Source organism: Acinetobacter sp. YH12142, assembly GCF_013418435.1.
Lineage (GTDB): Bacteria > Pseudomonadota > Gammaproteobacteria > Pseudomonadales > Moraxellaceae > Acinetobacter > Acinetobacter amyesii.
The window spans coordinates 46,581-68,878 of record NZ_VPCB01000006.1 but is presented as its reverse complement, the minus strand read 5'-3'; the positions used below and the strand labels follow the sequence as shown (position 1 = coordinate 68,878).

The window sequence follows — 22,298 nt, the reverse complement described above, 5'->3', positions numbered from 1 at the left end:
TTTAATAATAAGAGGAAAACGACATGTTGCATTTAAGAATACATCCGGAAAATCCTCAACCCCGTTTAATTACGCAAGCCGTTGAACGGATTCGTGCCGGCGATGTGGTGGTTTATCCCACAGATGCCGCCTATGCCATCGGTTGCCAGATTGGGAACAAAAATGCCATGGAACGCATTGCCCAAATTCGTCAGCTCGATGCTAAACATCAATATGCGATTATTTGTGCAGATTTATCTGACATTGCCACGTATGCCAAAGTCGACAATGCCATGTATCGTTTATTGAAAAATAACACCCCTGCGGTCACTACCTTTATTTTGCCTGCGACCAGTGAAGTTCCTCGCCGTTTAATGCATCCTAAAAAGAAAACCATTGGACTACGCATTCCGAGCAACCCGATTTGCCAATTATTACTCAAAGAACTCGGTGAGCCTTTATTAACATCGACCTTAATTTTACCTGGCCAAAAAGAACCGATTGATGATCCTTATGAAATTGAACTGCAAATCGGCAAACGAATAGATGTATTAATAGATGGTGGTTTAGGTACTTTAAATACCACTAGCGTTGTAAACCTTGCAGGTGAATACCCAGAAGTGATTCGCCGTGGTGTCGGTGATGTCAGTGCATTTGAATAACATGTCCTGTTAAACACATGCTGTCGATTAGAGGCACAGCATGTAAAATACATCTGCTCAAAACGCGGTTAAAGCACCTTTCGATAAAGGAATCGACCTGATGACTTTATTTCAAATTTTACTCAAGCTCCAAAATGCGACAGACCTCAATGTCTCCGAGCAAAACCGTCTCAATCATCTCGCCATTTATGCCACTGAGCCTTGGACTTTAGAATCCACGGCTCAACTAAGGGCAATAGATAAAAATTTAATTTTACCAACAGCGACAACACAGCCGCAGGCTTTTTCTTACTTTCTGCATGCATCAACGGTCAAATCACTATTTAAACACCGATCAAGTCAAAATCTCTGCTCGCAAGCGCAGTGCCAGCACATCATCGAATTTGCACTTGAAAAAAGATATGACTAACAGGCTCAAAGTCTTGATAGTTGGCTTTTGCTCAAGCGCGATAAAGCTGCATAAATTCTTTTAAATGAATTTTTTGTTGCCCTTGCTCATCAAAATTATTTGTATTGAGCCAAGCTGCATAAGCTTGAGACAACATTGGCCAATCCTGATCTAACATCGCAAACCAAGCGGTATCACGGTTACGATCTTTCACAATCACATGTTGACGAAACAACCCTTCAAATTGAAAGCCAAAACGCAAAGCAGCGTTTTTCGAAGGTGTGTTCAAGTCATCACACTTCCACTCCACCCGTCTATATCCCGCTGAAAAGCATGCTTTTAACAATAGATAAATGGTTTCTGTTGCGGCGGTTGATCGCTTCATTAAACTTGAAAAAAAGACATTGCCAATTTCGATGACAGCATATGCTGGGCGTACATTGAGCAATCCAATCCACCCTACAATGGCATCACCTACCTCAATGACATAATGCATCGAACCGGTAAAATGAAAGGATTGCTGAAAATAATCACGCAATTGCTGCATGCTTTGAATTTGACAATAAGGCAAATACGTCCAACAGCGTTCATCCGGTTCTTGTTGGACAGTCAACCATAGCCGCTGTAAAAAACTGTCATCAAGCTGATCGGGCAACATCGGAATAAGCCGAACAGATTGCCCCACTTCGGTTTTACATCTGAACTGGCAAGGTTCAAACTGCGCCAACGTCATCCCTACGGCCTGACCCCATTGATTATATTGTTGTGGCATAGCAAATATTCTTTTAGTCAATTCATTCAAATCATTTCATGATAGACGCCCACCATCCAGACATCACAGCTTAAATAAGTTCATGGATTGATGAGTGTATTATTTATAATTAACACAAGTTGTGATCGATATCACAGCTTTAAAATTTTACATGTGTATAAATAAAGCCTATTCCCTATAAATTTTATGTTTTTTACCCAATTCAACCGTTCAGTAATTTCTTTAAACGCATTTTTCCATTACACTATTCCCTATAACTTTTGTGCTTTTACTTTCGATGTGAGATCGAAGCGAAAGCTGTCTGCATGCCTTTGAAAATTCGCGTGGCCTATAATTGCAATGAACCAAACTGTCCATAATTCTATGGAAGATGCTCCACACATTCGCGTTTTGGATGAGTGGCAAGAAGCTATTCCAGAAGATTTGTACATTCCACCCGCTGCATTTGAAATTCTATTAGAGCATTTCGAAGGACCACTCGACTTTCTGATTTACCTGATTCAAAAAAATGGCTTCGACTTATTACAAGTCGATATTGCCCCGATTGCATCCCAATATTTGTCTTATATGGATGCAATGAAATCTCTAGATATTGAATTAACTGCAGACTATATGGTGATGGCAGCCCTATTGGCCGATTTAAAATCGCGTCTATTATTGCCAAAACCTAAATCGACCGCGGCACATGAACAAGATCCTAAACAAGAATTGATTGACCGTTTAGAAACGTATTTGCGCATCAAACAAGCTGCGGAAAGATTAGGTCAAATGTCAGTGTTGGATCGAGATACTTTCGATACCAATGTCAGTTTAGGAACGATTGTCGAAACCAATGATGGCTATGACATTCAATTACTTCGTGATGCCATACTCTGTGTTTTTAATCGACCAGAACCAGTTACCCACCAAATTTTACAAGAACCTGTCTTACTCGAAGAACGTATTGCTTATATTGAAACTAAGCTTGAGTCAGGTGAAGTATTAGATTTTGCGGACTTACTCAAACCAAGCCAAGGCCGCATGGGTGTTGTCGTGACATTTATGGCCGTGTTGGAACTGACACGCCAACAAAAAGTCCAAATTGTCGCATCAGGTGTAGAAGCACCGCTTGCAATTCAGGGAGCACGTGCATGAACACTGAACTTAAACAAATGACTGCGGTGTCTTCAGAAGATAATCTGCATGAAATTTTGATGCAGCTTGAAGCCATTATTTTTGCCAGTGAAGCGGCAGTGAGTATTGCCCGTTTAAAAGAGGCTTTCCAAGACCGTTTCAGTAAAACCGAATTACGCCAATATTTGCAGCAGCTTTCAATGCTGCAACACGGCAGATCAATTGAACTTGTTGAAACCGCTCAAGGTTTCCGTTTTCAAGTACGTGCAAAATATCGTAATATTATTGCACAGACCTGGCCTGAACGACCAACTCGTTTATCGCCATCCTTGCTCGAAACTCTTTCTGTCATTGCTTACCATCAACCGGTAACCCGCGCAGATATTGAGCAAATCCGTGGGGTGACCAACAATAGTCAAATTTTACGTACGTTATTTGACTGGAACTGGATTAAAGAATCTGGTTTTCGTGAACTCCCAGGACGACCCGCGTTGTTAGTTACAACGCCTCAATTTTTAAATGCTTTTGGTCTAACCTCTTTGGGCCAATTGCCTCCCCTGCAGGATGCCAAGGAAGCTTTTATGGCCCTCGATGCGAATGCACCGAAGTCATAAATAGGTGAACTGTTGATGATAATTTCTAAGGTTATGCTGTCATGAGTGAAAAATTGCAAAAGGTGCTCGCACGCGTTGGTTTGGGTTCTCGCCGTTATATGGAAGAAGTCATTGCCGCTGGTCGTGTGAGCGTAAATGGGCAAGTTGCCCAAGTGGGTGAACGTATTGAACCGGGTGATGAGCTTCGCATCGATGGTCGTAAAGTTCAGTTCCAAATTGAAGACGAAATTCGTCGCCGTGTGTTGATTTACTACAAACCAGAAGGCGAAATTTGCTCACGCAATGACCCTGAAAACCGTCCAACGGTATTTGAACAATTACCTCAAATTACAGGTGATCGTTGGGTGATGGTGGGTCGTCTAGATATTAACTCTACAGGTCTATTGCTGTTCACGAATGACGGTGAACTGGCGAACCGTTTAATGCACCCTTCTAGCGAAATCGAACGTGAATATGCCGTTCGTGTCATGGGTGAAGTCACTCCTCAATTAAAAAACAACATGTTACAAGGCGTTGTTTTAGATGATGGTCCAGCAAAATTTGAGTCATTCTCTGAAATTGGTGGTGACGGTATTAACCGTTGGTATCAAGTGGTCGTAAAAGAAGGTCGTAACCGCGAAGTTCGTCGTATTTTCGAATCTCAAGGCTTAAAAGTGAGCCGTCTTTTACGTACACGTTATGGTTCAGTAATTCTGCCACGCGAACTGCGTACTGGTCGCTGGATCGAGCTAGATAAACAAGATATCGACAACTTGACCAAGTCTGTTGAGCTTAAACCACGTCAAGGTACTGGCCTGTTTGGTATGGCGAAACGTCGTACTGAACGTATGCAAGACAAACCAATGGCTGCACGTCGTGGTGGTTACTTACGCCAACAACGTCGTGACAGTGACGAAAACCAGCCACAACAAAGCAATGGTTATCAAGATAACCGTGGCGAACGTCGTACTGGTCGTACTGAAGGTGGTTTCCAAGGCAATGGATTTAACCGTTCAGAGCGTCGCAACGACGGTTTCAACAATAACCGTAATGATCGCAACAGTGAAAACTTCGGTAACCGTGAACGTCGTAACGACAATTTTGGCAATCGTGAGCGTCGTAATGACTCTGTGCCAAGTCGCGCATTTAGCGGAAACAACAAAGGCTTTAAGAAATTTTAATTTCTTAAGTATAAAAAAACCGCTCATTTGAGCGGTTTTTTATACCAACACTAAACAAATTGTTCAGTGGTTTGTGGAATCGCATTCAGCAAACGCTTGGTATATTCATGCTGAGGTGATTGATACAACTCATCCGAGTTTGCAATTTCAACGATATCACCATGGTTCATCACCATGATTTGGTCAGAAATATATTTCACCACAGATAAATCATGTGAAATAAAGATATAACTCAAACCAAATTCATCTTGTAAATCTTGCAATAAATTCAGAACTTGGGCTTGAACCGAAACATCTAGGGCAGAGACAGACTCATCACAGATCAAAATTTCAGGCTTTAAGGTCAAGCATCGTGCAATGGCAATACGTTGACGCTGACCACCAGAAAACTCATGTGGATATCGATAAAATGCTTGGGCAGGCAAACTGACACGCTCTAGTAAATCAAACGCCATTTGCTCTCGTTCTGCATCATCCTTCCCTATCTGATGCACTTGCATCGGCTCCATCAGAATTTGACCCACCGTAAAACGTGGATTAAGCGAAGCATATGGGTTTTGGAAAATGATCTGTATTTTGCGCTGATATTGGGTAAATTCTTTTTCGCTCATCGCCAAAATATCATGACCTTCAAACAGCGCCTGACCACCTGTCGCTTCCTGTAGACGCATCAGTAAAAGGCCGATTGTGGTTTTACCTGAGCCAGATTCTCCAACCAACCCGAGCGTTTTACCTTTCGCCAGTTGAAACGAGACACCTTTGACCGCCTGATATTCATCCTTACCAAATAAACCCTTGCGGCTATAAAACGATTTTTTCAGGTCTTTGACATCTAAGATAATCTGTTCATTACCTGTGAGACCACGCGTTCGTTGTCTACGGGTTTCTTCTGATAAATGCACATCCTCAATCAGCTCATCACCATTTTGACGCATAAAATCACTGATCATCGGTAATTTATAAGGACGTTCTGACATCTGCGGACGGCACTTGAGCAAAGCGCGTGTGTAAATATCTTTAGGATGGTCGAGCACTTCATTGACCAAGCCTTGTTCACGGATTTCTCCATGACGCATGACAATCACCTGATCGGCAATTTCGCTTACCAATGCTAAATCATGCGTAATGAATAGCATCGACATCTCACGTTTCTTTTGCAAGGCTTCAAGTAAATCTAAAATTTGCTTTTGAATCGTCACATCAAGTGCTGTGGTTGGCTCATCGGCAATCAATAACTTCGGCTCACATGCAATTGCCATTGCAATCATGACCCGCTGTTGTTGGCCACCTGACATTTGGCTAGGATAGGCATCAATTTTCGTTTCAGGAGAAGGAATACCCACTTCCTTCAATAATTCCAAAGTCCGTGCTCTTGCCTGCTTACGTCCCATACCTAGATGAAGTCGTAATACTTCGGCAATTTGATCACCCACCGTAAAGACTGGATTGAGTGACGACATCGGTTCCTGAAAAATCATCGCAATATCTTTACCACAGATATTACGCATTTCTCTTGGAGACAGACTCAGTAAATCCTGCCCTTCAAAAACTATTTTACTGCTTGCATCTATACGGCTTTGATCACGTGGCAACAGCCCCATGGTTGCCAACGAGGTCACCGACTTGCCACTACCAGATTCTCCCACAAGCGCCACAGTTGTATTGGCAGGAATGTCAAAAGATATTCCTTTGACCGTTTCGATATAACTTTTATCTTCGGCTTTAAAGCTCACTTTCAGGTTTTGAACACTGAGGAGCGTTGGTTTAACAGTTTGATTTTGTTCCGTCATCCTTTACTCCTCCTTATTTCAATTTTGGATCTAATGCATCACGCAGTGCATCAGTAAACATCGAAAATGCCGTAACCAAAACCGCCATCGCTACAGATGCTGCGATAAGTTGCCACCATTTACCTAAAATCAATTCACTTTGTGCTTCATTAAGCATACTTCCCCATGACACAACCCCAACAGGAACGCCAAATCCCAAGAAGCTCAAAATCACTTCTGACTTAATAAAGGCCACCACTAAAATCGAAATTTGCACCAATGCAATATGACTAACGTTAGGAAAGATATGCACAAAGATACGTCGGAAATGACTCACCCCTATCGCTTTGGCAGCGAGCACATATTCACGCGAAGTATGCTTCATATACTCTGCACGAATCAGGCGATACACCCCCGTCCATCCAGTAAGCCCTAGAATGAGGACAATCGATAAAATCCCCTTTTGTTGTAATACAGCTGCAATCGCAAGAACCAAGAGCAAATACGGAATCGAGGTAAAAATGTTATAAAACCAGTTTAAAATATCATCGACCCAACCACCGAAATAGCCAGAAATTGCCCCTAAAATTGTCCCAATCACGACAGCAAGTAATGCAGCTACCACGCCAACAATAATAGATGTTTCAGCACCTTTAATGGTTTTTTGCAGGACATCCTGCCCCCATTTATCCGCACCAAACGGTAAAGTTTGTTTTAGCTCGCTTTGTTGATCTAACAAATGGCCACCCAATTGCTGATCAATCGCTTTCATATCTTCTGCTAGTGGATCGACAACGCCATAGTAGTCAATTGCATTGGCACCATCTTGCTCAGTTGCAATCTCTGCATTCAGTTCAGCAATTACATCCTTTAAAGGATCAACAGGATTTTCAGGCAATGCCATATCTTCTGCTGATGCTTTGGTTTTGGCTGTTTCATTGAGTTCCGCCCCAATAAAACTTGGAGGTGCATAACTCACAGCCACTTCTTTATTCCAATTGGATGCAACCATGCCTGTCATCGACAATAACAACACCACGAAATAGCACAGTACAACGAACAACGACACCATCGCTAATTTATCGGCCTTTAGGCGTCGCATCGCCAACTTCCACAAGCCAGTCGATGCAGGTGTTGATGCCGTTGCTTTGGTCTTATTGAATATTCCTAGCATAGGCCACCTACTTCAACTGAACGCGAGGATCGACAAGTTTATAAATCAAATCCGCGATTAAGTTAAAAATCATTGTAGCCGCTGCAACGTAGACTGTAATCGCCTTAATGACAGGGAAGTCACTGCGTTCAACAGCAATAATGACTTCACGACCAATACCCGGAATACCAAAGAATCGTTCAATCAGGAAAGCGCCTATCAGCAGTGCCGGTAGACTCGACATGACATCGGTAATAATTGGAATTGAGGCGTTACGCAGTACATGTACACCTAAAATACGGCTTTCACCCACACCTTTTGCGCGCGCAGTTCGAACATAGTCTTGATTGACTTCATCCAATACAAAACTGCGGTATAAGCGCAAAGTTGGCGCAATACTCACCACCAACATAATTAATATAGGCAGTAAACCGTATTTAAATAAGTTTTCGCTAAAGTGATCACTCCAGCCTTGAACCGGAAACCAACTCAACTGATATGCAAATACGTATTGGAAAACAATAATGTAAACCAAAATACTGATCGACATACCAATCGTACAAAGCATCATAATCATACGATCGGTTAATGTGCCACGAACTGAAGCCACAGCAAGTGCCAAACCAATTGAAATGATCGTTTGCAAAATAGTTAAAGGAATTAAAATCGTCAGTGACGGTCCTAGACGGGTCAAAATAATATCTGACACCGACTCACCTGTACTCCAACTCATTCCATAATCAAAAGTTAAAATCTGCTTAATGAAAATCCACAATTGTACATAATAGGGTTGATCAACCCCCAACTGTTGACGGATGTTTTCAATTTGCTCTGGGTTCGACATTTTGCCTGCTAGAATATATGCAGGGTCCCCACCTACCCAGTTAAATAAGAAGAATATGAGCAGAACAACCCCCAACATCGTTGGGATCATCTGCCATATACGCCGTATGATATATGCCAGCATAAAGTTGTCCTTACTTCACTCGTTGTCCAGTAATTTCATCAAAGAAAGCTTTGTTATCAGGTTTACGACCTAAGAAATCATGCACCAATTTTTCTGCTTCATATTGACCACCTTGCGACAAGATCGTTTTGCGGTAGCGTTGTCCCACTTCAGGGTTATTTAGGTTATCTCCGAAAGCAGACAACATATCGAGTGCCATCACTTCAGACCACATATAGCCATAATAGCCAACTTGATAACCGCCCATGATATGGTTGAATTGTCCTGGGAATTCAGTACTTGAGACATAGCCTAAAGCTGTCTCGCCTTCCATTTTCTTCCAAACATCTAAAGGTTTAACACTCAAAGCATCTGATGAGTGAAGTGCCATATCATATTTTGCATACAAGGCTTGACGTGCATAATGTAAACCACGTCCATAGCTATGAACTGCTTTTAATTTATTAATCAGGGCATCATCTACAGGTGGACACGCTGGATTACAGTAATTTGCAAGCGTAGATAAAGTTTCTTTACGACGTGCCCACTCTTCATACATTTGTGAAGGCGCTTCTACAAAGTCGCGCTCTACTGAAGTCCCCGATTGAGATGCATAGCGTGTATTGGACAAAATACCGTGTAAAGCATGACCAAACTCATGAACAAAGGTTTCAAGTTCATCACTATTTAAACCTTTACGGTTAAAGTTGGTCACTAAAGCAGAAATCGGTTTACGCTTAGTCAAGGTACTACCACCTTTTACGCCCCAAACAGCTGCATGACCGTACTTCCCTTCACGTGGGTATTTATCGATATATAAACCACCAAGCAGCTCACCGGTCTTTTTATCTTTTACATCATAATATTCAACTTCTGACTGCCAAACATCAACTTTCGCAGGCTTAAATTCAATACCATAAAGGTCAGATGAAATGGCAAAAATCCATTCTTGAGATGCTTGGGTTGGGAAATAGTCACGCAATTTTTCTTGATCGATTTGATACTTTTCTTTGCGAAGTTTTTCACTCCAATAACTCTCACTCCAGCGATTGATTTCAGCTTTTTCGAGTGGAATTTTCAGGCTTTTCGCTTTGAACTCACGTAAAGTCTCAACTTCTTTTTTCTCTAAAGGTGCCACCGTTTGATGAACATCGGCTAAGAACTTATTCACTGTTTCAGGGTCTTTTGCCATACGGTGTTGCAACACCCATTCGGCATAGCTTTTTTTGCCAAAGAGCTGCGCAATTTCATAACGTAAATCCATTGCTTGCTTTAACAATACTAAGTTTTTCTCAGTACCACGACGCGTGAATGCAGTTTGGTAACGCTTACGCGCATCATCACTTTCTGCTAGTTCCATAAATGGACGGTATTCTGGGTATTCAAAACCGAGCAAATAATTGCCCTTTTCATTTTTCTTTAAGCCCGAAATATAGCTGTCTGGCAAGCCTTTCAACTCCGCCGGTGTAAACTCCAGTTTTTCTTTATTATCTCGTACATTACGCGCATATTCTTGTTCAATTTTTGCCAATTCATCAAAGATAGCTTTCAAACGTGCACGTTTTTCAGGTGTAAATTGCACCCCTGTATTTTCAAAACCATCCAAGATGTCTTGACGCATTTTTTTATCAATTTCGTCATTGGTTTTGAGTTTTTTAATTTGCTCATAAAGTTTTGGATTTTGATAAACCGAAGTTTGAAACTCCATAATTTTAATTTCACAATCTTCCGCAGCCTTACGTAAAGCCTCATCAGGATCGACGTTGCTATATAGTCCGATTGGTCCATAAAAATCTTCAAATTTGGCAAAAATTTGATCCCACTCCGCCAAAACAGGTGCTGCTTTTGCATTATTTTTTATCTTTTTTTGCTCAAATGCCGCTAAATCTGTTTTCACTTGCTGAATTTTGGCATCACACAGCGCAGGTATTTCTTTGGCTTGGAACTTTGGCAAAGTACTCCGTATTGAATCTTCGGCTTGAACGAATTGGCTAGCGCCGATCATCAACATACTGAGGGTGGTGAGTTTCAAAGCTTTATTTTTCATAATTTCTCCAGTTTTGTTCCATTTTATTTTTTCGGGTCAATATCGATGTACATCCATTCTGTTGCCAAAATTGGATGCTTTTTATAACCAATCACGCGTGGTTGCGACAACACACTACGGTAACGTGCATAATTAATTTGGACAGGCATATACACTTCTAATATGCGTGACATTTTCCGATAGACTGCATCCCGCTCTGGTCCCGGTTTCATACGCTGTGTTTGTTCATATAAACGGTCGTATTCAGGTATTTTTGAACAGCCGTTGTTGGTGACATTAATATTTTTGCCATAGAACAATTGCATAAAATTGTCTGCATCTGGATAGTCTGCGATCCATGCAGATGCTTTAAACATGGTTTTACACTGTTTTTCGGCTTTTAAAGCTTCTGCAAATGGCATCGACTTTGTTGTCATTTTTATTTTGATGCTATCAAAAGTTTTCTTCCAAAATTCGCCCGACTGCTGACTACGGCTACTATTGCCCGCTATCGTCATTTCAATCGTTAGCGGTTTACCATTCGGTTGAGTACGCCAACCATCTGCGCCGACTTTATAGTTATAACGATCGAGCAATAAATTTGCCGCTTTGACCGAATATGGAATACTCGACTTATAATTCGGGTCATAGCCGACAACACCGAATGGAATTGGGCTTTGTAATTTTTGCGCATCACCATTCATCAAAATTTTGATTTGATTATCTGCTGAATAAGCCATCGCCATTGCACGACGTAATGCAATTTTTTCTTTACTAAAACCACCAACCACAGGGTTTTGCATATTCCAATAGTGATAGTCGATAGAGGGGTCAGAAATGCGCGACATTTGGATGCCTTTTTTAGCCAACTCAGGCTTTAGCTCTCCATCTTTTAAGGCTTGTACCGACAAATCTCCATCGAGCACCAACAAATCAGCTTCATTTTTTGCAAAGGTCAACCAACGTGATTGTGATTCTTCCATCACCTGAATATCAATCACACCAATTTGTGGCATTTTTTTGCCTTGCATGGCTTTTACGATCTTTTCATCTTTGGCATCTGATGCCTTGAAGTCCCAGACAAAACCACGATAGTTGGGATTGGCCTTTAAAATAATTCGTGAGCCAGGTGTCCAGCGCGTCAAAATATATGGCCCTGTACCCACCGGTTTACCCATCACAAAACCCGCTTTGTCTCGATATTTTTCGACCACTTCACGTGCCATAGCCGATGCAGGTTGATGAGCCAATAACATTGGAAAGTTTTGATCTGGAGAATTTAAACGAATGACAAGGGTATACCGATCAGGGGTTTGTATGCCTTCAATTGGTGCATCATAGTCAAACTTACCTGTTTTTTTCGCCTTATCTAAAACCTTCTCCATGCCTAAAATGCGGCCATCGAGTAGCCAACTGTTTGGTGAGCGAAGTTGTGGATCGACTAAACGTCTAAAGGTATATGCATAATCAGCCGAGGTTAACTCTCTTTTCTTGCCCTTAAACACAGGATCATCAGCAAAATAAATGCCTTTTTGCAGGCGAATGGTATAAGTCAAACCATCAGCACTGATTTCTGGCATCGCAGCCGCCGTTTTAGGAACCAACTTTGCTGGTGATGCTAAATAGTCATAGGTATATAAGGTTTCAAAGATTGAGGTATTCACATGTGCAGAATACAGATCATGTACGCCAACTGGGTCAAAACCTGTTTCTGCGACAGGGAAAATATGACGTAAAACTTTATTTGGATCTGCTGGATTCTTTGCCATTGCTAATGTCGGCATCGCACTGAATAGCACTCCCCCCATCAAACACGCTGTAGCAAATTTGGTTAGCGTAAAATTCGAATTTCGCTTCATTGTAATCCTGACTCAATTATTTTTTACTAGGCTGAATATCGAGATATTGCCAACTGGTGTTCATCATTGGATGTGTTTTATACCCCTGAATTTCAGGGTGAATTAACCAATTACGAATCCGTGTAGAATGGATAATCCAAGGGTTATCCGCTTCAATTTGACGGTTCATTTTTTCATAAAAAGGTTCACGATCTTTAGGTTTCAACACAATTGCTTGTTTATATAAAGCGTCATAAGCTTTAGATTGATAACAACTTAAATTCCCTTGTCCTGAATTTGGCCCATATAGTAATTGAGCAAAGTTCTCCCCTTCAGGATAATCTGCAATCCACGCTCCTGACCACATCATATATTTACATTGCATTGCTTCTTTTAAATTATCAGCAAAGTTACTGACCTTAAACTGTACCCGTATCCCAATGGCATCGAGATTTTTTTTCCACAACTCAGATTGAATCACTGATTTAGAGCTATTTTCAGTATTTATTTTTAAGGTCAACGCTTTACCATCGGGCAAGGTTCGATAACCATCAGCACCTTTCTTATACCCAAATCGATCCAGTAATTTATTGGCCAGCAATGGGTTATATCCCAAACTGCTGCGATATTTTGGATTAAAGCCACTCACACCTTCTGGCAAAAACATTTCAGCCTTTACGGCCTGCCCTTGATATAACTGTTTAATCGCTTCAGCTTGATTGTATGACATGCTGATAGCACGGCGTAACGCAATCTTTTCAAGGCTTTGACCACCGACAAGCGGGTCTTGCATATTGAACATGCTGTAGGTGATTTCAGCATCTTTATTTGGATAATGCTTAATGCCGAGCTTTTGCATATCAGGCTTAAGTTTATTTTGCGAATCTAAGGCTTGCGGTACTGCATTTGAGGTCAATTTATCAAAATTCAGCTGCCCTGTTTTAAATGCTAACCACCGTGACTGTTCTTCTTCAATAATACTGACGGAAACTTTGCCGATTTGCGGCATTTTCTTCCCGTTCATTTCTTTAACTAACTGATTGTCCCAAGCTGTGCCTGTCGATTTAAAATTCCAAACAAAACCACGATAATTCGGGTTTGCAACCAGTTCGATCTTGCTACGTGGCACATATTTACTGAGCTGATACGGCCCCGTTCCTACAGGATGTTGTGCAATTTTATTGCCATAAAATTCAACAACTTCTTTTGAAACTGCTCCAAACGTAACATAGGCCAAAATATATTGGAAATTATAGTCAGGGCGCGTCAAAGTAATTTGCAAAGTATAAGGATCTATCGCTTTTAGGCCGGCAATTGCTGCATTGTAATTAAATTTTCCTGACTTTTTTGCATCCGCAACGACCGCATCCCCCCCTAAGATCTTGCCATCAATAAATGAATAAGTCGGAGAACGGTTAGCTGGATCTAAAATTCGCTGAATTGCGTAAATGTAATCTTGCGCAACCAGCTCGCGTTTTTTCCCCTTAAAGGCTGGATCATCTGAAAAATGGATGCCTCGTTTGATTTTGAAGGTATAGACTTTTCCTTCTTGTTCAATCTTTGGCATCGCTTCAATGGTATTTGGAACAAGAACAACAGGACGTGCTAGATAGTCATATTTTAATAAGGGTTCAAAAATCGCTTCCGCAATATTGCCACTATAATAATTATAGGTTTTGACCATATCAAAACCATCATCAGGTGCTTCAAATGCAATATTTAAAACTTTATTCGATTGTGCAGAAGCTTGAACCTCGGCCATCATCCCTGTTGAAATTAATAATGCAAGGAGCGCTATTTTAAATTTTCTAGTTTCCAAACCTTTTCCTTTCTGATGATTTTTTAATAATACAAAGCCGCAAGCAGACTTTAAATAAAGCCACCCTCACTAAAATAAAACGAACCAGTTTAAATTAAGTTTTAAACATAGAACTTAATACACTCATTAATATAAAGCGAAATTCATGCCACCACTCCTTGGTTGAAAGTTATCTGAATTAAATATCCTTTTAAATTCATTTTTTAAGATAAATTTATACTAATAGCGACTTTCCGAGTAAAGCTCGTTTTTATCAAAAATTCAACTCTTGTTGTTGAACGCATCCAAGCATATTTTGCACAAATATAATACATTCCTGATTCATAATGGATCACGATCAGATGAAATGACAGATAAAAGACAACTAAGCCACTGAATTTATAGTTTTTATTTTTTATTTATTTCTCTTATTAGCCTTATAAATCAAACACATAAATATGAATTAAATCACACTTTTTATGGTTTAATTTGCACCTAATCATGTTTTTAAATTTTTTTTTGATCAAATGTTAAATTCCCAATAAACCCCAATCAAAAGGATAATTTTAAAAAATATACTTACCGTTCATCTTAAATTTCTCCAATTTAAAATCAATAATGTAGATATTTATCAGTATTTTATATTTGAAAATAAAATTTAAATATAAATATGGCACTTGAATTGCTTAAAAAGAATCAAGCAATATCGCTAACTACAACAAAAAGGAATACTTTTACTATGAAAGAGAAAAAAAATGCTAAATCTGTGGGGGGCACACCATTTAGCAAAACAATACTTAAATTAAGTACTCTTAGTTTAAGTATGCTGTGTTTATCTTTAGCGCATGCAGCAGAAACAAATGAAGAAGAAACAGTTAAGTCAACGAAAGTAGCCAAAGTAACTGTAACGGGCTCTTCAATTAAAGGGGTTTCCGCACAAAGCTCTTCACCAATTACCGTGATTAAAGTTGAAGAATTAACTAAACAAGGGGTCACAACAACTGAAGAAGCATTGACTAAAATTAGTGCGAACCAAGCAGGTTACAGTACAGCGCAAAACGTTGGTGCAAGTAATACTTCAGGCTCAACAGCAAACTTACGTGGTCTTGGATCGGATAAAACCCTCGTCTTACTCAATGGACGTCGTTTGGCTTATAGCCCATTTAGTACCTCTGAGACCAACTTAAATACCATTCCGCTTGCAATGGTTGAACGTATTGAGGTTTTACGTGATGGTGCCTCTGCAATTTATGGTGCAGATGCAATCGCAGGTGTAATTAACTTTATTACTAAAAAGCAATACACAGGTTTAGGTATTAGCGGTGGTTTACTCAAACCAGAAGATAAAGGCGGCGAAGAATACGATGTTTCGATTTTTGGTGGCTATGGCGACTTAGATGAACAAGGTTTTAACGTTTATGGCGCAATTGACTACCGTAAAGCCAAAGAAATTATGGCAAAAGACCGTAAAGTCAGCCGTCGTGGTGGCCTTCTACCTGAGTTAGGTATCGATGCTGGTTCAGCAAATGGCTTCCCTGCTAACTTTCTTGATCCAAACGGCGGGCCTTTAGATGCAGACGGAAATCCTGAAGGTGTATTAGCGAACCCGTATGGTGGTGCAGCGAATTGTAATAATTTAACCAATGTCACTGAAGATGGCGGACTCTGCTTCCTCAATACACAAGCTTTAATTGGTATTCAGCCAGAAACTGAGGACTTGTCTGCAATTGGTCGTGCAACCATCAAACTTAGCGATAACTTCAACGCTATTGGTGAATATGTCTATGCAAAAAGCAAAGTGACGACTTCTATTGCCCCAGACGTCTACAGCCGCTCTGTTACTCTTCCAGACTCTAGCCAATATTATCCTGGAATGGGCATTACACCTGGCGTAGATGGTCTAAGTGGTGATCCATTACAACTCTACTTACGCTCTCAAGCCGGTAACCGTGTTTCACAATCTATCAATGAATCTCATCGTATTTTTGCTGGACTTGAAGGTGAAGCATACGGTTGGGATATCAACGGTGGCGTAACTTATGCAAAAGGCGAAGCATCGGATAGCTTTGTTAGTGGATACTTAAATCGTAACAAACTACAAGAAGGATTAAATGACGGCACAATCAACCCATTTGGTCCATCTGCAGATGCTAACGTTTGGAACTCATTAAATGTGAGTGGTACAACAAACGAAGCAACACTTGATTCCACAACATTTGACTTTACCGTGAGCCGCCCGATTTACACCTTACCAGCTGGTGATGTTGGTTTTGCATTTGGTGGAAGTTTTACAACTCAAGATTGGGAAGCAAAAGTAAACTCTGAGTTAGTACGCCTTGTACCGGGTAGTGGTATTGACCCTGATAAACCTCTGAGTAAAGGTGACCGAGATATTACTGCCGCTTTTGCTGAGCTTCAAATTCCAATTACCAAAACGATTGAAGCTCAACTTGCAGCACGTTATGACGACTACAGCGATTTTGGCGACACTTTCAATCCAAAAGTCGGTATTCGTTGGGAACCAATGAAGCAACTTATGTTCCGTAGTACCTACAGTACTGGTTTCCGTGCTCCAAGCCTTTGGGAAATTAATGCGCAACAAAGCAAAACCTACACTGGTGCAAAATATAACGACCCTGTCCTTTGTCCAGGCGGTAATCCAACTTCACCTCAATATCAAACCGAATGTAATACTCAATTCTACCGTATGCAAGGTGGTAACCCAGATCTTCAGCCAGAAGAATCTAAAACATTTACCGCAGGTTTTGTTTACGAACCAATTAAAAACTTAGTTTTAGCTGTTGATTATTACAACATTGAAATTGAAGAATTAGTTGGCCAAGTGGGTGAAACTTCAATTTTTGAAGATCCTGAGAAATATGCTTCATTATTCGTGCGTGGTGCCGATGGTCGTATTGAATACATCAATACCATTCTAATGAATACAGGGGGTATTAAAACTCAAGGTATCGACATTAGCTTAGATTATCTTTCACCATTAACCGCGACAGGTCGTTTTGGCTTTGGCATTAATGGTACCTATGTCATCAAAAATGACTACCAAGAAGAAAAAGGCGGTGATTGGGAAGGCTTAGTGGGTGTGTATGACGACCCTGCTGTTTTACGTTGGAAGCACACAGCGAACCTAAATTGGAGCTATGAAAACTGGAAAATCATCTTCGAACAACAGTTCTTCCGTGGCTACGATGACCAAAACCAAATCGGCGAAGAAAAATTTGATAAACACCGTGTGCCTGATTACACACTGTATAACGTTGCAGGAACATACAGTGGTTTCAAAAACTTAGAAATCACTGGTGGTATCAAAAACCTATTTGCTGAAGAGCCTGCTGCATCGAACGTATTAGATAACTTCCAATATGGCTATGACCCTCGTTATAGCGATCCTACTGGTCGTACATTCTATGTCCGTGGTACTTACAAGTTCTAAAAGCTAAATTTGCCAGTACGATTCCAACAGGAATTGTACTGGCACTATTTATTTAATTAATTAGTCAAACATAAAAAATGCAAAAAACACTTATATCTCAAGTGCCAATTTCACTATTGATTGTTTGTCTCACATTTCAGGAGTAGTAATGGGCAAAAGCTTTTCCGAATTAGAAAATAATTCCGGCAAACGCCTGATCGGAATTGGGGCAGTCATTCTTCTGCATCTCATTGTACTCTACGGATTAATTACTGGCCTGTCCAAAAAAGGTGAGAAAACTGTAGAAGAACCTGTTGAATTAATCATTATTCAAGATAAAAAACCTGAGCCAGAAAAACCGAAACCAATTGAAAAACCACCTGAACTACCAAAACTCGTTAAGGAAGTGCTCAAAACACCAGACCCTCAACCTGAACAAAAGGTTGTTGAAAAAGCTGCACCAACACAAACAGTTAAAGCCGTTTCAACACCTACGCCTACAGCCTCTCCATCTCCTAGCCCTGTTGCAGCACCTGCACCAGTCGCTGCGGCAGCTCCGGCACCTGCGCCTGCACCCAAACCTGCTGGAGAAACACGTGGTGCATCTGAGGGAAGCGTTGGATGTAAAGAACCAGATTACCCTCGTGAAGCTGCAATGGCAGAAGAAGTAGGAACTGTCCGCATCTCTGTATTGGTTGGGCCTGACGGCAGTGCGAAACAAGTGAAGGTCAAAAAATCGAGTGGTACTAAATCTCTAGATAAGGCTGCTAGCAAAGCATTCAGCTTATGTACATTTAAGCCTGCACTCAAAAATGGTGAGCCAGTTGAAGATTGGTTTGATATTGAATACGAATTTAAACTTGATTAATAAATCTACAAAAATTTGGAGAATATAAATGAATAAAATGATGAAATCTGCGCGTATTTTTGCATCTGCTACAGTTTTAGCAACAAGTACATTACTCCCTCTGCAAGCAGCGTTTGCTGAAGAATCTGCAAATACTGCAACAACACAAGTAGAAACTACGAATACAACAAATACACCTGCACCGCCACCAATGCCTACAGCAACCAAAGAAGTCTATAACCCGTATGGCTTAGAAGCACTATGGCGTGAAGGTGACATCGTTGCTAAATCGACACTCTTTATCTTGGTCCTGATGTCGATTGGAACTTGGTACATCATGGTCACTAAATTTATTCAACAAACTAAAATTAAACGTCAAGGCAAAGAAGCCGAAGCTAAATTTTGGGATGCAGCTTCAATTGATAGCGCAGCAGAAACCTTAGACGAATCGAGTGCATACCGCTTTATTGCAGAAAAAGGCATTAATTCAACCAAAAAACATGGCGGTAATCTGCTGGAACGTATCGACTTCAACACATGGGTGACTATTTCAATCCAGCGTGCTATCGATAAAATTCAAAGCCATTTAAGTGGTGGATTGGCTTTTCTCGCAACTGTCGGTTCGACTGCACCATTTGTGGGTTTGTTCGGTACAGTTTGGGGTATTTACCATGCTTTAACGGCAATTGGTATTTCAGGTCAAGCATCTATTGATAAAGTTGCAGGCCCAGTCGGTGAAGCCCTAATTATGACGGCAATTGGTTTGGCTGTAGCAGTACCTGCGGTTCTTGGCTATAACTGGTTAACGCGTCGTAATAAAGCAGTTCTAGATAATGTTCGTACCTTTGGTTCAGATCTACATACCGTACTTTTAAGCGGTGAGATCAAAAACAATAATAACGACACCAAATAAGAGAGGCATCAGCCATGGGAATGATGGTCAATTCAGATGGTGACGAAGATGATGTAATTTCAGCCATTAATACAACACCTTTGGTTGATATTATGTTGGTGCTGCTCATTATTTTCTTAATTACAGTACCTGTTGCAATCCATACAGTTCCGGTGAAGTTGCCTGAGGAAAAGAACACGCCTTATGAAACTAAACCGATCAATATTCAGATTGCTGTCAATAAAAATGGCGATATCTTCTGGAATGAAAAATACATTGCAGATAAAGATACGCTGATCAGTCGACTACAAGCGGAAGCTAAAAAGCGTCCGCAACCTGAAGTTCATATCCGTGGCGATCAGGTGACAAAATATGAAGCGATTGATGAAGTCATTAGTGCAACACAAGCAGCAGGAATTGGCAAAATTGCTTTTGTCACCACCCCTGTTGCCGCACCATAATCGGATGAGGGACAAGGTATGGGAATGAATGTCGGTTCCGATAAAGACGATGATGTTATGTTGGACGTCAACATGACGCCATTGATCGATGTGATGTTGGTTTTGCTCATTATGTTTATTATCACAATTCCAATTCCAAATAACTCGATCAATATTGATTTGCCAAACGGTACGCCACCGCCAACCAATGAAAAGCCGCCTGAGCCGGTCACTTTACGGATTGATGCGCAAGGTAAATTGTTTTGGAATGGACAAGCCGTTGCCAATAAGCAAGCTTTAGAAACACTTTTTGCTGGTGTTGCACAACAAGCAGATCAAGATACGATCAAAGTGCAACCTGACAAAATGACAGAATATAAAGATGTCGCTATGGTGATGGCAGCAGCACAACGTTTGAATGTCAAAAAAATTGGGGTCTCAGCAAATCAATAATTGCTGCCCCCAACAAAAAAGCCAACTGATGACCTCAGTTGGCTTTTTTAATTCTTCAAAGAAACTATAGAGTTGGTGACTCAGGAATAAACACATAGTATTTATTAAGTATTTTTCTGCTTCCAAAAATCATATAGCTCATGATCAGAGTTTGGCTTTAACTGGCTAAAACTCAACCCGTCCTGTTTATGCGGTTCAAGTCTTAATTTTTCGGCAATCTCTGCTGTAGATAAGCCATAGGCTTCTGCATCAGCATTTGAATAGGCATACACAATTTTTTCAACTCCAACCATTCGCAGAGCTGCCAAACACATTGGACACGGTTGTCCGCTCGCATAAACGACACAGTCCTTCAAAGACGTCGTATTTAAATTTTGTGCGGCTTGTCTTAATGCATTTAACTCGGCATGAGATGTCGGATCGCCTGAGATTAATATTTCATTCACCCCTGTACTCACCACAGCACCATGCTTAACGATCACAGCACCAAATGGTCGCCCACCTTGCTCAATATTTTCTTTCGCAAGTTGAATCGCAAGTTCTATAAACGCATGATCCGTCATAATTACACCCAATCATTGTCAATATATAGAGTTAGCCCATTATGCCAATACAGGAACATCAATCCATAACGCCTCTGGAAAGAGTTTGGCTAAATATGCTTTTAAATATTCAGCAGTATCTCTAGAAATCAATGCATCTTGCGATTCATCATTTAAATTATAAGCCAGTGCATAAAGTGCTAAGCCACGACTTTTTAGTGCTTCCAAACTTAAAATCGTATGGTTAATGCTGCCCAAACGCCCCGAAGTCACCAAAATAACGGGATATTGCTTCTCTACAACATAGTCGATGGTTAAAAGGTCCGTAGTCAATGGCACCATCAACCCTCCCGCACCTTCGAGTAAAACGTTGTCATATTTTTCAGTTAAACGTTTTGTCGCATATTCAATTTTAGCAAAATCAATGTCACGTCCATCGATTTTGGTGGCGAGATGTGGCGACGCAGGATAACTAAATATTTCAGGCATCGTGAGTTTGGTTTCATCTTCGACCAACAACCCCGTGCCCATAATTTGACGATGTTGTTCTATATCCTCAGAAATATCGACATTGCCTGTTTGGATCAACTTTTGGGTAATAGTTTTTTGGCCCTGCTCATTCCACAATTTCGCTAAATAACCCGTCGCATAAGTTTTACCGATGCCTGTGTCTATTCCACTGATAAAGTAAATTTGAGCCACTTATTTTTTCCTTACAATACATTGGATGGGATGATAGGTCAGCGGATACTGAAAATCCTCTGAATCAGGAGCATGTACAAACTGTGCATAATCCAGATAAAACTGTTGCAAAGTGCTTTTTGTCCAGCGATGTTGTGCCGTTGCAGTCACTCCCGTTGCCTTAATATGCTGAAGCACATCGCGGGGATGCTCAAAATACAATTGCTGTACCTCTTGCTTCATCATGACAAATTCAAAACCACAATCCATCAAAAACCGTTGCAGCAGATGAATTTCAAAATAATCCAAACCGCAGCCCGTCAGTTGCTTCATTTCACGCAAATTTTCCGTACCAAAACTGCTGAATACAAAATATCCTTGTGGCTTTAAAGCTTCATATATTTTGCTAAACAACTGCGGTAAATCGGACATCCACTGCAAAGCAGAACTTGAAATAACCAAGTCTAAGTTTTGCGGAAGCGCCTGCTTTTCAATATCACCCATCAGCAGATGGGTATGGGTCTTTTGCAAAAAGGTAGCATCTTGCAAAGTGACGATATTTTCAGACAAGTCATTCAAATATAAAGTATCAATTGAACAATGCTTTAACACTTCCTGCGTGAACATTCCTGTACCGCAACCAATTTCCAAAGCCTGATGCCAATGTTTTTTCCCGACATACTGATCCATCAGTCCTGCCAGCTCTGTGCAGATTCTTTTTTGAACCACAGCCTGCTGATCATAGGTCAACACAGCTTTAGAAAAGCGCTGCTTAATTTGAGATTTATCCAGCAT

At 40.7% G+C, this 22,298-nt stretch carries 20 protein-coding genes; 10 read left to right on the top strand and 10 right to left on the bottom strand.

Annotation, left to right across the window (positions count from 1 at the left end; all coding sequences use genetic code 11):
• The first annotated feature begins 23 nt into the window (after positions 1 to 23).
• Together FTU77_RS06090 and FTU77_RS06085 are read left to right on the top strand one after the other, a co-directional pair.
• Positions 24 to 641 carry an L-threonylcarbamoyladenylate synthase gene (locus tag FTU77_RS06090; protein WP_078190059.1) on the top strand — a complete coding sequence of 206 codons (618 nt, stop codon included), beginning with the start codon at positions 24 to 26 and terminating at the stop codon, positions 639 to 641.
• 100 nt (positions 642 to 741) lie between these two features.
• Positions 742 to 1,050 (top strand): hypothetical protein, encoded by a 309-nt coding sequence (locus tag FTU77_RS06085; RefSeq protein WP_180055289.1) that lies wholly within the window; start codon positions 742 to 744, stop codon positions 1,048 to 1,050.
• 31 nt (positions 1,051 to 1,081) lie between these two features.
• On the opposite strand, the gene FTU77_RS06080 is transcribed toward FTU77_RS06085, so the two are convergent.
• Positions 1,082 to 1,801 carry a GNAT family N-acetyltransferase gene (locus FTU77_RS06080; protein WP_180055286.1) on the bottom strand — a complete coding sequence of 240 codons (720 nt, stop codon included), beginning with the start codon at positions 1,799 to 1,801 and terminating at the stop codon, positions 1,082 to 1,084.
• Positions 1,802 to 2,140: 339 nt separating this feature from the next.
• Between FTU77_RS06080 and FTU77_RS06075 the strand changes: the two genes are divergently transcribed.
• Genes FTU77_RS06075 through rluB form a run of 3 tightly spaced genes read left to right on the top strand, consistent with a single transcriptional unit; the run spans position 2,141 to position 4,688 of the window.
• Positions 2,141 to 2,935 (top strand): ScpA family protein, encoded by a 795-nt coding sequence (locus FTU77_RS06075; RefSeq protein ID WP_078190062.1) that lies wholly within the window; start codon positions 2,141 to 2,143, stop codon positions 2,933 to 2,935.
• The gene (gene scpB / locus FTU77_RS06070; protein WP_078190063.1) at positions 2,932 to 3,528 is read left to right on the top strand and encodes an SMC-Scp complex subunit ScpB; all 597 of its coding nucleotides are present in this window, start codon (positions 2,932 to 2,934) and stop codon (positions 3,526 to 3,528) included. The genes FTU77_RS06075 and scpB overlap by 4 nt, the downstream gene beginning before the upstream one ends.
• A 41-nt stretch (positions 3,529 to 3,569) precedes the next feature.
• Positions 3,570 to 4,688, top strand: coding sequence for a 23S rRNA pseudouridine(2605) synthase RluB (rluB, locus tag FTU77_RS06065; RefSeq protein ID WP_078194228.1), 1,119 nt, complete (start codon positions 3,570 to 3,572; stop codon positions 4,686 to 4,688).
• Between the two features lie 50 nt (positions 4,689 to 4,738).
• On the opposite strand, the gene FTU77_RS06060 is transcribed toward rluB, so the two are convergent.
• From FTU77_RS06060 to FTU77_RS06035, 6 genes are all read right to left on the bottom strand, one after another.
• Positions 4,739 to 6,478, bottom strand: a complete 1,740-nt coding sequence (locus FTU77_RS06060) for an ABC transporter ATP-binding protein (RefSeq protein WP_180055283.1) — start codon at positions 6,476 to 6,478, stop codon at positions 4,739 to 4,741.
• A 13-nt stretch (positions 6,479 to 6,491) separates the two neighbouring features.
• Positions 6,492 to 7,631: an ABC transporter permease gene (locus FTU77_RS06055; protein WP_180055281.1), complete on the bottom strand. Its 1,140-nt coding sequence runs from the start codon at positions 7,629 to 7,631 to the stop codon at positions 6,492 to 6,494.
• A 7-nt stretch (positions 7,632 to 7,638) separates the two neighbouring features.
• On the bottom strand, positions 7,639 to 8,577 hold the full coding sequence (locus tag FTU77_RS06050; RefSeq protein WP_078190067.1) for an ABC transporter permease: 939 nt from the start codon (positions 8,575 to 8,577) through the stop codon (positions 7,639 to 7,641).
• A 10-nt stretch (positions 8,578 to 8,587) separates the two neighbouring features.
• Positions 8,588 to 10,603 carry a M3 family metallopeptidase gene (locus FTU77_RS06045; protein ID WP_180055280.1) on the bottom strand — a complete coding sequence of 672 codons (2,016 nt, stop codon included), beginning with the start codon at positions 10,601 to 10,603 and terminating at the stop codon, positions 8,588 to 8,590.
• Between the two features lie 23 nt (positions 10,604 to 10,626).
• On the bottom strand, positions 10,627 to 12,390 hold the full coding sequence (locus FTU77_RS06040) for an ABC transporter substrate-binding protein (protein WP_373685813.1): 1,764 nt from the start codon (positions 12,388 to 12,390) through the stop codon (positions 10,627 to 10,629).
• Positions 12,391 to 12,457: 67 nt separating this feature from the next.
• The gene (locus FTU77_RS06035) at positions 12,458 to 14,185 is read right to left on the bottom strand and encodes an ABC transporter substrate-binding protein (protein WP_180055390.1); all 1,728 of its coding nucleotides are present in this window, start codon (positions 14,183 to 14,185) and stop codon (positions 12,458 to 12,460) included.
• A gap of 772 nt (positions 14,186 to 14,957) precedes the next feature.
• Between FTU77_RS06035 and FTU77_RS06030 the strand changes: the two genes are divergently transcribed.
• The 5 genes from FTU77_RS06030 to FTU77_RS06010 all read left to right on the top strand — a co-directional run bounded on the left by FTU77_RS06030 (position 14,958) and on the right by FTU77_RS06010 (position 20,280).
• On the top strand, positions 14,958 to 17,669 hold the full coding sequence (locus FTU77_RS06030) for a TonB-dependent receptor (RefSeq protein WP_180055275.1): 2,712 nt from the start codon (positions 14,958 to 14,960) through the stop codon (positions 17,667 to 17,669).
• 148 nt (positions 17,670 to 17,817) lie between these two features.
• Complete coding sequence (locus FTU77_RS06025) at positions 17,818 to 18,516, top strand: energy transducer TonB (protein ID WP_180055273.1); 699 nt, start codon at positions 17,818 to 17,820, stop codon at positions 18,514 to 18,516.
• A 37-nt stretch (positions 18,517 to 18,553) separates the two neighbouring features.
• Complete coding sequence (locus FTU77_RS06020) at positions 18,554 to 19,408, top strand: MotA/TolQ/ExbB proton channel family protein (protein ID WP_373685812.1); 855 nt, start codon at positions 18,554 to 18,556, stop codon at positions 19,406 to 19,408.
• Positions 19,409 to 19,422: 14 nt separating this feature from the next.
• Positions 19,423 to 19,848, top strand: coding sequence for a biopolymer transporter ExbD (locus FTU77_RS06015; protein ID WP_078190074.1), 426 nt, complete (start codon positions 19,423 to 19,425; stop codon positions 19,846 to 19,848).
• Positions 19,849 to 19,866: 18 nt separating this feature from the next.
• The gene (locus FTU77_RS06010; RefSeq protein WP_180055269.1) at positions 19,867 to 20,280 is read left to right on the top strand and encodes a biopolymer transporter ExbD; all 414 of its coding nucleotides are present in this window, start codon (positions 19,867 to 19,869) and stop codon (positions 20,278 to 20,280) included.
• 104 nt (positions 20,281 to 20,384) lie between these two features.
• Here FTU77_RS06010 and FTU77_RS06005 read toward each other — a convergent pair whose 3' ends face one another.
• Genes FTU77_RS06005 through bioC form a run of 3 tightly spaced genes read right to left on the bottom strand, consistent with a single transcriptional unit; the run spans position 20,385 to position 22,298 of the window.
• The gene (locus tag FTU77_RS06005) at positions 20,385 to 20,843 is read right to left on the bottom strand and encodes a nucleoside deaminase (RefSeq protein WP_180055267.1); all 459 of its coding nucleotides are present in this window, start codon (positions 20,841 to 20,843) and stop codon (positions 20,385 to 20,387) included.
• Positions 20,844 to 20,882: 39 nt separating this feature from the next.
• Positions 20,883 to 21,524, bottom strand: coding sequence for a dethiobiotin synthase (bioD, locus tag FTU77_RS06000; protein ID WP_180055265.1), 642 nt, complete (start codon positions 21,522 to 21,524; stop codon positions 20,883 to 20,885).
• A complete protein-coding gene (gene bioC / locus FTU77_RS05995) occupies positions 21,525 to 22,298 on the bottom strand; it encodes a malonyl-ACP O-methyltransferase BioC (RefSeq protein WP_180005440.1) in 774 nt (257 codons plus the stop codon).